The sequence below is a fragment of the Rahnella aquatilis CIP 78.65 = ATCC 33071 genome (assembly GCF_000241955.1).
GTDB classification, from domain to species: Bacteria; Pseudomonadota; Gammaproteobacteria; order Enterobacterales; family Enterobacteriaceae; genus Rahnella; species Rahnella aquatilis.
In genome coordinates, this window is record NC_016818.1 from 3,274,755 (window position 1) to 3,288,010 (window position 13,256).

Consider the following 13,256-nt stretch of genomic DNA (forward strand, 5'->3'; position numbering starts at 1 on the left):
TCATGAGCCGATACGTGAGCGGTCGATTCGGGCAGGCCTTGCTGGTGTTGTGGGCGGCGTTTACCGTCTCCTTCATCCTGTTGCAGGTGCTGCCCGGCGACGCGATTCTGATTAAATTCCAGAACCCGGACATGGGATTAAGCCCGGCGCAAATCGCCGATATGCGTGCCGCCTACGGCGCGGATATGCCGGTCTGGCAGCAATATCTGCATACGCTGGGCAATTTCCTGCGCGGGGATCTGGGCTATTCGATTCAGGCTGGCGTACCGGTGACTGAATTACTCAGCAGCAACTTCCCGCCGACGTTACGTCTGGCGCTGATGGGGTTCGCACTGGCCGCCGTGGTGGCCTTTGCGCTGGCGTTTCTCTCCAGCCTGCTGCATTTCGGCTGGCTGAAAAATGCCTTACAGGCGGTGCCGTCGCTGTTTATTTCCATTCCGACATTCTGGCTGGGCATTGCGCTCATCCAGTTTTTCTCGTTCCATCTGCGCTGGATCCCGGTGATTAATCCGGGGGAATGGGTCGGGCTGATCCTGCCGGTTATCACGCTGGCGGTACCGATTTCCGCGCCGCTGGCGCAGATCCTCATCCGCAGCATTGATCAGGTGCAAACCCAGCCGTTCGTCGCCGTCGCCCGCGCCAAAGGGGCCAGCCGCAGCGGCGTGTTGTGGCGACATGTGGCGCGCAACGCCCTGCTTCCGGCACTGACCATTGCCGGTTTGCTGTTTGGCGAACTGATCGCCGGAGCGCTGATCACCGAAACTGTCTTCGGCCTTAATGGCCTCGGGCAACTCACGCAACAGGCCGTGAATAATCAGGATGTCGCGGTATTGCAGGCGATTGTGGTGATTTCCGCCGCCGCTTTTGTCGGCATCAACTTACTGGTCGATTTACTGTATCCGCTGCTCGACCCGCGCCTTAAAGCCTCTGCGTCTAAAAACTCACGGGGAGCCACCGCATGAGCAGTTTACCGCTTGGCAAAAGCATTCTCTCGTTACCCCTTACACAGCGTCGCCGCTGGAAACCTGCCCGCCTGCAACCGGGGTTAATCCTCGCGTGGCTGGTGATGGCGACCGTCATTTTGTGGGCGATTGCCCCCGGATTATTTACGGATTACAGCGGTACCGAAGGGATTGCCGGTGCGCAGCGTCTGGCCCCGCAGGCCGGACACTGGCTGGGGACGGATCAGCTCGGCCGCGATGTCTACGCCCGCATTGTTTACGGCGCGTCACATTCCCTTTCCGGCGCGCTGGTTGCGGTGGCGCTCGGGCTGGTGTTCGGCACCGCCTTAGGGCTGGCAGCGGGCGCAACCGGCGGTCTGGTGGATGCCATCGTTATGCGCATCAATGATGTTTTGCTGTCAATTCCCGGCCTGCTGCTGTCGCTGAGCGTAATTATTCTGCTCGGCTTCGGCACGGTGCACGCGGCGATTGCCGTCGGTGTCACATCCGTTGCCAACTTCGCCCGCCTGGCCCGCGCCGAAGTGGTGCTGGTGCGTCACAGTGATTACGTCGAAGCCGCCTGGGGCAGCGGCGGTTCCTTTCTGTCGATTTTGTGGCGGCATATTTTGCCCAACTCGCTGACGTCGGTGATCGCCTTCTCGGCGTTGCAGTTCGGCAGCGCGATACTGGCGATTTCCACCCTGAGTTTTCTCGGTTACGGCACGCCGCCGCCGACGCCGGAATGGGGTTTACTGATCGCCGAAGGCCGTAACTACATTTCCACCGCCTGGTGGCTGACCACTTTCCCCGGCGTCGTCGTGGTTCTGGTGGTGCTTTCCGCCAACCGCATCAGCCAGTCATTACGCAGGAGAACGCGATGAACGCGCAGGCCACTTTTACGCATAACGCCCCGCCGGTGCTCGAACTGGATAATCTCTCCATCGCCTACGACGGCAAACCGGTGGTGCATAACGTGTCGTTTACGATTAACGCCGGTGAAGTGCTGGCGCTGGTCGGCGAATCTGGCTCCGGCAAAACCACCACCGCACAGGCGATCATCGGTCTGCTGGCTGAGAACGGCCATATCGAACAGGGTGAAATCCGCCTCAATGGCACGGACATCAGCCAGTGGTCACAGCGCCGTCTCGACGCCCTGCGCGGCGCACGCATCAGTCTGATACCGCAGGATCCCACCAGTTCGCTGGATCCGGTCAAAACCATCGGTTCGCAGGTAGCAGAAATTCTCGATATCCATCAGCGCCTGTCACGTCAGCAGCGCGACGCCCGCGTGGTGGAACTGCTGTCCCGCGTGGGTCTTTCGCACCCGGAACAGCGGGCGAAGCAGTATCCGCATGAGCTTTCCGGCGGCATGAAGCAGCGCGTATTAATCGCCATTGCGGTTGCGCTGCAACCGGCGCTGATCATTGCCGATGAACCGACCAGCGCGCTGGATGTCACGGTGCAAAAACGCATTCTGGATTTGATTGACGAACTGCGCCGCGAGTCCGGCACCGCCGTCTTGCTGGTGACGCATGACCTGGCGATTGCCGCCGAACGCGCCGACCGGTTGCTGGTGTTCCGTCACGGCAAAGTGCAGGAGCAGGGCATCACCCGCGAGGTGCTGAATGCGCCGAAAAGCGATTACACCCGCCAGCTTTTCGCCGATGTCCCTGCCCTGTCCGGCCGTCACCGTGCGCACCTGCGCACGGCGGAGGAACCGGTGCTGGTGGTCGAAAACATCACTCACGATTTCACCCTCGGCGGCAAAAATCAGGCGGCGTTCCGCGCCGTTGATCACGTGTCATTCAGCATTCCGCGCGGCACCACGCATTCGCTGGTCGGCGAATCCGGTTCCGGCAAAACCACGCTGGCGCGCATTCTGCTCGGTTTTCAGAAACCGGACAGCGGACGTGTGCTGATCGACGGCGAAGACATCACGCGCCTGAAAGGCGAAGCCCTGCGTCAGTTGCGTAAAAAAATCCAGCTGGTGTATCAGAATCCTTTTGCCTCGCTGGATCCGTCGCAAACGCTGTTTCGGGTCATCGAAGAACCGTTGCTGAATTTCGAAAAAATCCCGGCTGATGTACGCCGTGAACGGGTGCTGGATATCGCCCGCCGCGTGGCGCTGCCGGAAGCATTACTCAGCCGCAAACCCCGCGAACTGTCCGGCGGTCAGCGCCAGCGTGTGGCCATTGCGCGGGCACTGATTTTAGAGCCGAAAGTGCTGGTTCTCGATGAAGCCACGTCGGCGCTTGACGTCACCGTGCAGGCGCAAATTCTGACGTTGCTTTCGCAGTTACAGGATTCACTCGGCCTGACCTATTTATTTATCTCGCACGATCTGGCGACCGTCCGGCAAATCTCGCACAGCGTCTCGGTGTTGAACCGCGGACAGCAGGTAGATTCCGGCAACGTGGAAGACGTTTTCGCCCTGCCTTCCAGCGATTACACCCGCCAGCTTATCGATGCCATTCCCGGCCGCCATCGCGCCGCATGAAACAGCACATGAAACAAGAGGGACATTATGAGCAGTAAACGTCTTGGATTTTTCACCCGCCTTCTGGACAACACCAGCGCGCAGGAACGTTACCGGCTGGCGACCGAGCAAATCATTCACGCCGAACAACTGGGTTTTGATTCCGCCTGGGTCGCGCAGCACCATTTTCATGAAGCCGAAGGCGGCCTGCCTGCGCCACTGGTTTTTCTTGCGCAGGTGGCAGCGCACACCCGCTTTATCCGTCTCGGCACCGGCGTGATCACCCTGCCGATGGAGAATGCCCTGCGCGTGGCCGAAGACACCGCCGTGCTGGATTTACTCTCCGGCGGACGGCTGGAAGTCGGTTTAGGCTCGGGGGGTACACCAACGTCATTCCCGCCGTTCGGGCTGGAAAGTCAGGATCGCGGCAAGGCGTTTGGCAACAACCTGCAAATCCTGCTCACCGCCTGGCGCGGTGAACCGCTGGCGGGCACCGGTAACCGTTTATATCCGGCGGCACCGCAACTGGCGAACCGCGTCTGGCAGGCGACCTTCTCGGTTGACGGCGGCGCGCGTGCGGGTAAATCCGGCGACGGTCTGATGCTCTCACGCACCCAGCCACGCCCGGCGGACGCGCCGGATTTACGCCTCGACGAGCTGCAAAACCCGATCATTGATGCCTATCTCGACGCACTGCCCGACGGCGTTGCACCACGTATCATGGGCTCCCGTACCGCCTTCGTCGCCGAGAACGGCGATGAGGCGCGCGAACTGGCGCAAAAAGGCTTACGACGCCAGGCCGAAAATCACCGCGCCAGCGGGCAGATTGTGCAGGGCGATACGCTGGACGATTACATCCGCGCCTTCGACGTGCATCTCGGCACGGCGGCGCAGGTGACGGCCAGTTTGCAGGCCGATACCGCCCTCGCCCGCGTCACCGATCTGGCGTTTCAGGTGCATTCCATTGATCCGCCGCATCCGTACATTTTGCGTTCCATCGAACTGATTGCCCGTCACGTTGCGCCCGCGCTCGGCTGGGTTCGCCGCACGCCGCAGCGCAGTGTTTCCTCTCCATCCGCCGATTCCTCATTTTCAAGGGAAACCCTATGACCCCCTATTCGACCGACCTGCTGGAAAAACTGGCGGAAATCGCTCCGGATTCCGCACTGAAACAGGCACGCGATACCCGCGACGCCGCCACCCGTCACGCACAGGGCAGTTACGATGCGCTGTTTACCGAACAGGATGGCGTGGATTTTTTGCTGGCAGAACGCCTGCGGCTGGCGCAAAACGTGGCGCGCTGGCACGGCGATTCACAACTGACCAATCACTATTCCGAGCGTTTGCAGGATTTGCCGGATATCGACGAAACCGCCCGCCTCGATGCCGCGCTGACGCACGGTGAACGTCTGAGCTTCAAACCCGCCAGCGCCACGCCTGCGCATTTGCAGACGCTGAAAAAAGCCGGCTGGTCGGTGGATGCGATTGTCACGCTGTCGCAACTGATCGCCTTCGTCAGCTTCCAGAGCCGCGTGCTGCGCAGCTACCGGCTGATCGGCGGCAAGCCGGTGGAAAACGGCAGCAATAAACCGGTCGGCGCGGCGTTCTGGCGCACCGAACCGAACACACACAGTGGCCGCGATGCGCCACAGGCGTTTACCCAGGAAGAACTCGGCTGGGAGCCGTGGATCCCGGCGAAAAAACTCGAAGAATTCGACGCCGGCCAGCAGGCCATTCTGGCGAAATTCGGCCATACCGATTCTGACTATTTCCGCCTGTTAGGCCGCAATTTACCGGTCCTCGAACAGCGCACCCTGACGGACAAAGGCATTTTCTACACCTCCGGCGGGTTGCCACGCAAAGAGCGCGAACTGGCCGCCACGGTCGCCAGTAAAATCAACGGCTGTATTTACTGTGCTTCTGTGCATTCACGTAAAGCCAGTCAGTTGTCGAAGCAAACGGAAGAGGTTCAGCGCCTGATCGACACACCGCCGGGCGGCATTCTCAGTAAAGAACAATCTCCGCGCTGGCAGGCCGAAATTGATTTCGCCGCCGCGCTTTCGGCTACGCCACCGGTCGCCACGGAGCAGCACATTGCGGCGCTGCGTGAACAGGGGTTAAGCGAACTGGAGATTGTCGATCTGGCACAGTCCGCGGCATTTTTCGCCTGGGCCAACCGTCTGATGTTAACGCTGGGAGAACCGTTTAATGACTGAAGCCATCCGTCCGCAACTCGATCATGTCGTCATCAACGTCGCCGAACAGCTCAATCTGGCCGGGCAACAGTTCCGCCGTCTGGGATTTCATCTCACGCCGCGCGGCCATCACTCGCTGGGTTCCAGTAACCATCTGGCGATTTTCGGCGAAAACTATCTCGAACTGCTCGGCTATGAGCCGGGCAACGCCCGCACCCGCACCGATCTGTGGCAGGCTCCGCTCGGCCTGACCGGTCTGGTGTGGAAAACGCAGAATTCATCGGCGGTATACGAACATCTGCAACAGCAAGCTATTGCCGGTTCCGCACCGGCGGAGTTCTTCCGCCCCGTGGCGCTCAACGACGGCACCTCGCCGAATGCACGGTTCCGCACCGTGCCGCTGGCTGCCAGCCGCGTGCCGAATGGCCGCAGTTTCTTTTGTCACCATCTGACACCGGAACTGGTGTGGCGTAATGAATGGCAAAACCACCCGAACGGTGTCGCCGATATCACCGGCTTTGTGATTTCCGCCGTCAGCCCGCAGGATGCCGCACAGGTGTATGGTGAGTTATTCGGTGCCGCTGCGCTGGAGATCAAACCGCAGGAAGTGCTGCTGCGAGCAGGTCGCGCCACCGTCCGGTTTATCACACCGGAGCAAGCCGCCGCTGAATTCGGCATTGTGCCGGAAGGCGAAAACGGCAGCGCCCGCATGATCGGGCTGGAATTCGCCACGCGATCGCTGGATGCGGTACGCAATAGTTTGCGGGTGGGGGAAATACCTTTCAGGGATGACGTTAACCGTGTGTCTGTCCGTGCAGCGGACGGGCTTGGGGTGGCGCTTGGATTCAGCGAGGAATGATCTGCTTTTAGCTGCTCCCCCTGCGAATGGGGAGGCCGGGAGGGGGTTTTAAGTATTAACGCAAATGCCTGCGCGGTAACTTAACCCGCTGATTTGTCTTTAATACCCCACCCCAATCCTCCCCTTCGCAGGGGAGGGAGTCGATCGAGTTTCCGCTGAAGACTTTAGATCTTTTCGCTCTTAGTTATCACTTTTATTTTGTTGCTTAAATTCCCTGATATGTTAAAACTCTGCTACCGCGAGTCTTAGACGGCTAAACGTCTAAATACCCATCCGTCTATTTAATAAGGCCCAACGCTCAGTGACATCCTCCCTTCTTGAGATGCGTAATATCTCGATTTCATTTGCCGGTTTCCCTGCCCTGCGTCAGGTGAATTTCACGCTGGAAGGCGGCTCCGTTCATGCCTTAGTCGGGGCGAATGGCGCGGGGAAATCAACGCTGATGGCCGTGCTTTCCGGCACACATGAGCATTACACCGGGCAGATCACCATCGACGGTGAGGCAGTAAATATCCGTCTTCCCCATCATGCCCGCCAGCACGGGATCCACCTGGTACAACAGGAAGTGGATGTTGCGCTGGTGCCGACGCTCAATGTCGCCGAAAACATCATGCTGGACCGGCTGTCCGAGCCGGGCCATTTGCACAACTGGTCGCAGCTATACCATCAGGCGCAGTTGCTGACCGACCAGCTTGGGCTGAACATCAGCCTGCGGGCGCGGATCGAAAGCTGCACACTGGCCGAGAAACAACTGATTTTGCTGGCACGTGCGTTATCGCATAAATGCCGCTTTCTGATCCTCGATGAACCGACCGCGCCGCTGGATCAGGCGGAAAGTGCCCGCCTGTTCGCGCTGGTGCGCAAGCTGAAAGCCGCCGGAATGGCGATCGTATTTATCTCGCACCGCATCCATGAACTGCGCGATATCTGCGACCGCATGACGGTGCTGCGTGACGGACGTCTGGTCAGCGATGACAGCATGGACGGTCTGAGCAATGAACACATTATCGAGAAAATGATCGGCCATCAGCTCGACGATATTTATCCACCGCGCCGCCCGCCGCACAGTGGTGAAACGCTGCTAAGCATTCAGGGAATGCACGATAAAGACAAACTGCGCGATATCTCGCTGCGCCTGCATCGCGGGGAAATTCTCGGGATTGCCGGGCTGGCCGGTGCCGGAAAAACTGAACTGTGCAAAGCACTGTTCGGCGCGACGCCGAGTCAGGTCGACAGCGGTGAACTGAATGGCAAACCCTGGAAGCCAAAAGAGCCGCATCTTTCTGTGGAACAGGGACTGGCGTTAGTGCCGGAAGAAAGGCGCAAGGAAGGGATTTTCATTGACGAAAATATCCCGATGAACCTGAGTGTCACGGCTGACGATACGTTTTCGCGCTGGAGTATTTTCAGTACGCGGCAGTCGCTGTCATGGGCAAAAGACATTATCGGCCGTTTAGGCATTCGCGCTTCCGGGCCGATGCAGAAGCTGGCACGGCTTTCCGGCGGCAATCAGCAAAAGGTTGCCATCGGGAAATGGCTGCGCAGTGAGAGTCAGGTGCTGATTTTCGACGAACCGACCAAAGGCGTGGACATCAAGGCCAAAACGGACGTGTTCAGGCTGATCGACGGCCTGGCGCAACAGGGAAAAGGCATTATTTATGCTTCCGGTGAGTTCGCCGAACTGGTCGGTTTATGCGACCGCATTCTGGTGTTATGGGATGGCCGTATCGTCGCCGAACTGAACGCCGCAGACGTCGACGAAGAAACCTTATTAGTCTATTCAACCGGAGGAATACCCGCGTGAACAAAGCCGTGGTGAGTAAAGAAAACGTGCCCGACGCCCGCCTGCCGTGGCGTCATCAGCTGTTTGAATTTTTGTATAAATGGGGCATGTTGCTGACCGTGGTATTGCTGATCGCCGCGTTTGGCCTGGCCTCAGATAATTTCCTCGAACCGTCGAACATCATCAACATTTTGCGTTCAATTGCTATCGTGACGGTGATTGCCATCGGCGTGTCGATTTCCCTGGCGGTCGGCGGCTTCGATTTATCGGTCGGTTCAACGGCGTCGCTCGCCAATGCGCTGGTGATTTCGATGTTCGTCTGGCACGGTTTCGGCACCACCGAAGCGATACTGATCACGCTGGCGTTGTGTACGCTGGTCGGACTGTTCAATGCCTTTCTGATCGTCATCCTGAAAATTCCTGACATGCTGGCGACGCTCGCCAGTCTGTTCGTGATCCAGGGTGCGGCCATGACCTACAGCTATGGCGGTTCGATCACTGAAAATATGTTATTGCCCAGCGGTGACATGGCTGAAGGCACGGTGCCTGCGGTGTTCAGCCTGCTCGGACAGGTGCCGGTGATTGTGATCGTGATGGCCGTCGTGACCCTTGCGGTACAATTGTTTATGTCACTGACCAAACATGGCCGCCGTATGTACGCCATCGGCGGTAACCCGCTGGCCGCGCGTCTGGCCGGGATCCGCACCGCCCGTTATCGTGTTATCGCTTACGTGATGTCATCGGTACTGGCCGGTGCCGGCGGGATTTTGCTGGCCTCACGCATTGGTTCTTCGCAGGTGAATGCCGGTGGCGGTTATCTGATGGACGCCGTTGCCGCCGCGTATATCGGTTTTTCACTGGCGGGTTCCGGTAAGCCTAATGCGCTCGGCACACTGCTTGGTGCGGTGATTTTGGGCGTGCTGTCGAACGGGCTGGTGATGCTGTCAGTGCCGTATTATGCGATGGATATCATCAAAGGGTTAGTGCTGGCGGTGGCGTTAGCGCTGACGTATATCCAGAAACGGTGATTTTTTTGGGTTCGGCACCCAAACTGGCCCTTAAGGTCAACACCTTGGGTCAAGGTCGTGGGCTCGCCGCCCACACGGGCCAAGACCTTGGGTTGCCACCCAAACTGGCCTCAAGGGTGGCTTATCGCCACCACCCTTGAGAATCCCGGGCTCTTTTAACTGCGCGCTCCGCTCGCTGGCTATGTTTCAGAGACCACAGCGACAGGCTGGAAATCTTGCCGCTTTGCGGTACCTTCTCTCGGTCCTGGAGCCTCAGGTCTCCAGGCCGCTCCGTTCAGCAAGATTTCTGAAACGCCCGCACGATCTTAAATTCAAAGGCAGACAGTTTTTAGATTTCAAAATCAGTCAGGTTGTGAATTAAGAGCCTGAGGCCGGTTCCAAAATACCGCCGGACGAGAGGTGGAAAACCGCGCATCTTTTTGCGCGGGTTGTAACCCGATGGGAGGGAACCGCGCAGCGGCGGGATTTTGCGGCTATCACTGCGGCTGATGAAACATAGTCAGCGAGCGGAGCGCGCAGTGAAAGAGCCCGGGGGGTCTTGGGGGGTGGCGGCGATAGGCCGCCCCCCAAGTCGGTGTGGGCCGACGCCCACGACCTTGAATTTGAAGTTAAAACCGCCCCTGATTCGGTCAAAATCAGATCACACCAGCACCTTATACATCACACTGGTCGATTCCAGCTTTCCCCCCGTCGACATCGCATAGTGCGGGATCGTTCCGCTCAGGGTAAAACCCAGATTTTCATACAACGTCTGCGCCGGACTGCCGGTGACGGTATCGAGCACCAGCAGTGTTTTGCCCTCTTCCCGTGCCAGGGCTTCGACCGCCATCATCAGTTTTCGGGCGATACCTTTGCGCCGCCCGTCAGGATGCACCATCAGTTTCACCACATCACCGCGATGCGCGCCGTTGGCAGGTTGATCGACGACAAGCTGCACGGTACCCGCAATTTTTCCCCCCAGACGCGCCACCAGCAGACGTTTTTCGCCACGCTCAAAAGCCGGTAACAACTTTTGCCAGAACGCCTGCGCCTGCACAAAACCGAAAGGCAGAATAAAACCGATGCTGGCACCCAGCGCCACGGACTGCATCAGCGTTTCAGCCAGCGCATCCCGATCACCTGGCGACAATACGCCGCCCTGTACTTCACTGACCACCACTTCATTGCTGTTTTGCATAACGTTAAACCTTACTCAGTCAGACATTAAGGACGTGAAATGACGATGGCATAGCGGGCATCTGCCGGGCCGGGCACCTTGAAAGAGGTGCTGCCGTGGAGATGAAACCGCAGGCAGTCGCCCGGTTCAAGCCGGTAGCTGCGGCCATCAAGCGTGAATTCCAGAATGCCTTCCAGCATCCAGATATGCTGTTCAAGACCCTCTACCGGCGGTGCGTCGTAAGTAATGCTGGCGCCAGCCTTCAGCACACCGGACATCAGCTCAGCGCGAAAACCCGGTGCCGGTGCGGAAACGGAACGACGCTCAAAACCGGTTGCCCGGTCATGCCACACCGGTTGTTGCGATGCGCGGATAAGCTCCGGGGGATTATCTTCCAGCGCCATCAGCAAACGGGAAGTGGTCAGCCCGTAAGCCGCACTCAGTTTGCCCAGCAACGAGGCCGTCGGGCTGGTTTCTGCCCGCTCCACGCGTGAAAGTGTCGCGCGGCTGATGCCGGTCATCTGCGCCAGTTGTTCAAGTGACCAGCCCTGGCTGACGCGTAATTCTGCCAGCCGTTCCGCCAGACGGAGATCGTGATTGTCCTGGCCTTCTCCCATTTTCTTACCCTGCCGTAAAATCTCAATACAGGGAAAATATCTCTTATATGAGAACGCTGCAAGTTAAAAAAGTGTAACCAAAAGGATTTTCCAAGTTGTACAAAAATAATAAAGTTGTACAACTTTAAGATGTGGCGCTAGAGTGAGCTTATAAGTGGTATGAATATTTGGATGGAAATATGTCTCTGTACAGCATCGGTGAAGTCGCCCGAATTTGTGGTATCAACCCGGTCACGTTGCGTGCCTGGCAGCGGCGTTATGGCCTGCTGAAGCCACAGCGCACAGAGGGTGGCCATCGTCTGTTTAATGATGATGATCTCGATACCATCCGCACCATTCTGGGCTGGATCAATCGCGGTATTCCGGTTGGTCAGGTGAAATCTTTGCTGGAAGGTAAAGTGGACGCGCTACCCGGTGGCTGGTCGCAGTCAGAACATCAGTTGCTGACTGCCTTACAGGATGGTCGTCCGCAAAAAGTTCGTCAGCTGATGATGGAATTCGGTCGAGAATATCCGGCGGCCACATTTGTGAAGAACGTGCTTCGCCCGCTGCGTGAACGCCTGAGTTCCGGCGATGCGCGACTGCTGATGTTACGCAGCCAGCTTGACGGGCTGATCATTGAACACGCAGTGATGTGTATGAACGCTGCCCGTAAACGCCCCGGAGCGGTTGCCACACTGATCGGCTGGGGACATACAGACAGCACCGAATTGTGGCTTGAAGCCATCGTGCGCTGCGAAGAAGGTTTTCAGATCGAGATATTACCGGTTCCGCTCAGCGAACCGTATCTGGAAAACCTGAGCGGTTCGCAAATTCTGTTGTGGTCCGAAGGCAAGCTGACGCAGGTCCAGCGCCAGCGCCTGCAGAACTGGATGGATCAGGGGTTGTCGATCATGCTGCTGGGCAGTTCTGCGGTTCTGCTTGGCGCAGAAGAAACAGACGCAGAGGAAGGCGGGTTCAGCGAACGTCTCCGGGGCGGTGATCCTCATGCCAGTCTTCATACCGGGCCAGTTCGCCAGAAAGGAAAAAATAATGACTAAACATTTTCCTGAGTCCGCAATCCCTGACGATGTTCTGGTGCGACTGTGCGAATTTTATCGCCATCTCGATATCACCCGCCTGCCGCTGCTTTCCCGTATTTATCATCCGCAGGTGGTGTTTACCGATCCGGTTTCGCATTACGAAGGGGTCGATGCGCTGGAACACTACTTTGCGCAATTGCTTAAAAAAGTGAATGACTGCCGTTTCGAGATCCAGCCTCCGCTTATCCGGGGCGATGAAGCGTCACTGTTCTGGCGGATGGAATTCTCGCACCCGGCTCTGAAAAAAGGTCAGGCGCTGTTCCTTGATGGCGCAAGTCATCTGCGCATGAATGAAAACCTTATCATCTGTCAGCGTGATTATTACGATCTCGGTGCCATGCTGTACGAGCACATTCCGGTGCTGGGCGGTGTCGTGCGTGCTGTCAAAGCCAGGTTGAAATAATGCGCCGCGTACTGATCACCGGTGCCAGTTCAGGTATTGGCAAACAACTGGCACAGGATTATGCCGCCGAAGGCTGGGAAGTCATTGCCTGCGGGCGTGATGGCGCAAAGCTGACGGCGGTGGCCGCAGCCAGCCCGCTGATCATCCCGCTGCGTTTTGATATCACCGATTTACAGGCTACCCGCGAAGCGTTGCAGGGCAGGCAGGCCGATTTGGTGATCCTTTGCGCCGGCACCTGCGAATATCTCGACAACGGCGTCGTCGATGCTGAAAAAGTCATGCGGGTGATGAACACCAATTTTACCGGTCCGGTCAATTGCCTTGATGCCCTGCTCCCCGGCTTAGCGCCCGGCAGCCGGGTAGCGCTGGTGGGTTCCGTCGCCTGGCTGCTGCCGTTTGCACGCAGTGAAGCCTATGGGGCATCCAAAGCGGCGCTGGCCTTTTTTGCCCGCTCTCTGGCGGTTGATCTGGCGAAACGTCAGATTCACATTTCGCTGATCCAGCCGGGGTTTGTCGAAACGCCACTGACATCGCGCAATGATTTCCCGATGCCGATGATGGTGAGCGTCACGCAGGCCTCAAAGCACATCCGAAAAAAACTGGCGCGCGGTGACAATGAAATTGCCTTCCCTCCGCTTTTTATCCGTTTACTCAAGGTGGCCTCATTGCTGCCCGTCAGTCTGCAACAATGGTTATGCCGGAAAATGGTGAAATAA

At 58.0% G+C, this 13,256-nt stretch carries 13 protein-coding genes; 11 read left to right on the forward strand and 2 right to left on the reverse strand.

The window, feature by feature from the left end; translation table 11 throughout:
• Nucleotides 1-2 precede the first annotated feature (2 nt).
• The 8 genes from RAHAQ2_RS14740 to RAHAQ2_RS14775 all read left to right on the forward strand — a co-directional run bounded on the left by RAHAQ2_RS14740 (nucleotide 3) and on the right by RAHAQ2_RS14775 (nucleotide 9,282).
• Nucleotides 3-962, forward strand: coding sequence for an ABC transporter permease (locus tag RAHAQ2_RS14740; RefSeq protein WP_015697998.1), 960 nt, complete (start codon nucleotides 3-5; stop codon nucleotides 960-962).
• On the forward strand, nucleotides 959-1,822 hold the full coding sequence (locus RAHAQ2_RS14745; RefSeq protein ID WP_015697999.1) for an ABC transporter permease: 864 nt from the start codon (nucleotides 959-961) through the stop codon (nucleotides 1,820-1,822). Before RAHAQ2_RS14740 ends, RAHAQ2_RS14745 begins: the two co-directional genes overlap by 4 nt.
• On the forward strand, nucleotides 1,819-3,438 hold the full coding sequence (locus RAHAQ2_RS14750; protein WP_015698000.1) for a dipeptide ABC transporter ATP-binding protein: 1,620 nt from the start codon (nucleotides 1,819-1,821) through the stop codon (nucleotides 3,436-3,438). The genes RAHAQ2_RS14745 and RAHAQ2_RS14750 overlap by 4 nt, the downstream gene beginning before the upstream one ends.
• 27 nt (nucleotides 3,439-3,465) lie before the next feature.
• Nucleotides 3,466-4,527: a putative FMN-dependent luciferase-like monooxygenase gene (locus RAHAQ2_RS14755; protein WP_015698001.1), complete on the forward strand. Its 1,062-nt coding sequence runs from the start codon at nucleotides 3,466-3,468 to the stop codon at nucleotides 4,525-4,527.
• Nucleotides 4,524-5,633, forward strand: a complete 1,110-nt coding sequence (locus RAHAQ2_RS14760) for an alkylhydroperoxidase domain protein (RefSeq protein ID WP_015698002.1) — start codon at nucleotides 4,524-4,526, stop codon at nucleotides 5,631-5,633. Before RAHAQ2_RS14755 ends, RAHAQ2_RS14760 begins: the two co-directional genes overlap by 4 nt.
• Entirely contained in the window at nucleotides 5,626-6,471 is an 846-nt protein-coding gene (locus RAHAQ2_RS14765; protein ID WP_015698003.1) for a VOC family protein, read from the forward strand. Before RAHAQ2_RS14760 ends, RAHAQ2_RS14765 begins: the two co-directional genes overlap by 8 nt.
• Nucleotides 6,472-6,793: 322 nt before the next feature.
• Nucleotides 6,794-8,275 carry a sugar ABC transporter ATP-binding protein gene (locus tag RAHAQ2_RS14770; protein ID WP_086935277.1) on the forward strand — a complete coding sequence of 494 codons (1,482 nt, stop codon included), beginning with the start codon at nucleotides 6,794-6,796 and terminating at the stop codon, nucleotides 8,273-8,275.
• An 11-nt stretch (nucleotides 8,276-8,286) separates the two neighbouring features.
• Nucleotides 8,287-9,282: an ABC transporter permease gene (locus RAHAQ2_RS14775; RefSeq protein ID WP_037039950.1), complete on the forward strand. Its 996-nt coding sequence runs from the start codon at nucleotides 8,287-8,289 to the stop codon at nucleotides 9,280-9,282.
• A 640-nt stretch (nucleotides 9,283-9,922) separates the two neighbouring features.
• Here RAHAQ2_RS14775 and RAHAQ2_RS14780 read toward each other — a convergent pair.
• Together RAHAQ2_RS14780 and RAHAQ2_RS14785 are read right to left on the reverse strand one after the other, a co-directional pair.
• Nucleotides 9,923-10,459 carry a GNAT family N-acetyltransferase gene (locus tag RAHAQ2_RS14780; protein ID WP_015698006.1) on the reverse strand — a complete coding sequence of 179 codons (537 nt, stop codon included), beginning with the start codon at nucleotides 10,457-10,459 and terminating at the stop codon, nucleotides 9,923-9,925.
• 26 nt (nucleotides 10,460-10,485) lie between these two features.
• Entirely contained in the window at nucleotides 10,486-11,055 is a 570-nt protein-coding gene (locus tag RAHAQ2_RS14785) for a helix-turn-helix domain-containing protein (protein WP_015698007.1), read from the reverse strand.
• A 179-nt stretch (nucleotides 11,056-11,234) separates the two neighbouring features.
• On the opposite strand from RAHAQ2_RS14785, the gene RAHAQ2_RS14790 reads away from it, so the two are divergent.
• Genes RAHAQ2_RS14790 through RAHAQ2_RS14800 form a run of 3 tightly spaced genes read left to right on the forward strand, consistent with a single transcriptional unit; the run spans nucleotide 11,235 to nucleotide 13,256 of the window.
• Nucleotides 11,235-12,095 carry a MerR family transcriptional regulator gene (locus tag RAHAQ2_RS14790; protein ID WP_015698008.1) on the forward strand — a complete coding sequence of 287 codons (861 nt, stop codon included), beginning with the start codon at nucleotides 11,235-11,237 and terminating at the stop codon, nucleotides 12,093-12,095.
• Nucleotides 12,088-12,540 (forward strand): nuclear transport factor 2 family protein, encoded by a 453-nt coding sequence (locus RAHAQ2_RS14795; RefSeq protein WP_015698009.1) that lies wholly within the window; start codon nucleotides 12,088-12,090, stop codon nucleotides 12,538-12,540. The genes RAHAQ2_RS14790 and RAHAQ2_RS14795 overlap by 8 nt, the downstream gene beginning before the upstream one ends.
• Nucleotides 12,540-13,256, forward strand: coding sequence for an SDR family NAD(P)-dependent oxidoreductase (locus RAHAQ2_RS14800; RefSeq protein ID WP_015698010.1), 717 nt, complete (start codon nucleotides 12,540-12,542; stop codon nucleotides 13,254-13,256). Before RAHAQ2_RS14795 ends, RAHAQ2_RS14800 begins: the two co-directional genes overlap by 1 nt.

Bases quoted from the DNA above. Each gene is read 5' to 3' on its own strand.
- RAHAQ2_RS14745 (WP_015697999.1), top strand. From the start codon at position 959: ATGAGCAGTTTACCGCTTGGCAAAAGCATTCTCTCGTTACCCCTTACA.
- RAHAQ2_RS14750 (WP_015698000.1), top strand. From the start codon at position 1,819: ATGAACGCGCAGGCCACTTTTACGCATAACGCCCCGCCGGTGCTCGAA.
- RAHAQ2_RS14760 (WP_015698002.1), top strand. From the start codon at position 4,524: ATGACCCCCTATTCGACCGACCTGCTGGAAAAACTGGCGGAAATCGCT.
- RAHAQ2_RS14800 (WP_015698010.1), top strand. From the start codon at position 12,540: ATGCGCCGCGTACTGATCACCGGTGCCAGTTCAGGTATTGGCAAACAA.
- RAHAQ2_RS14755 (WP_015698001.1), top strand. From the start codon at position 3,466: ATGAGCAGTAAACGTCTTGGATTTTTCACCCGCCTTCTGGACAACACC.
- RAHAQ2_RS14740 (WP_015697998.1), top strand. From the start codon at position 3: ATGAGCCGATACGTGAGCGGTCGATTCGGGCAGGCCTTGCTGGTGTTG.
- RAHAQ2_RS14790 (WP_015698008.1), top strand. From the start codon at position 11,235: ATGTCTCTGTACAGCATCGGTGAAGTCGCCCGAATTTGTGGTATCAAC.
- RAHAQ2_RS14795 (WP_015698009.1), top strand. From the start codon at position 12,088: ATGACTAAACATTTTCCTGAGTCCGCAATCCCTGACGATGTTCTGGTG.
- RAHAQ2_RS14770 (WP_086935277.1), top strand. From the start codon at position 6,794: ATGCGTAATATCTCGATTTCATTTGCCGGTTTCCCTGCCCTGCGTCAG.
- RAHAQ2_RS14780 (WP_015698006.1), bottom strand. From the start codon at position 10,459: ATGCAAAACAGCAATGAAGTGGTGGTCAGTGAAGTACAGGGCGGCGTA.
- RAHAQ2_RS14785 (WP_015698007.1), bottom strand. From the start codon at position 11,055: ATGGGAGAAGGCCAGGACAATCACGATCTCCGTCTGGCGGAACGGCTG.
- RAHAQ2_RS14765 (WP_015698003.1), top strand. From the start codon at position 5,626: ATGACTGAAGCCATCCGTCCGCAACTCGATCATGTCGTCATCAACGTC.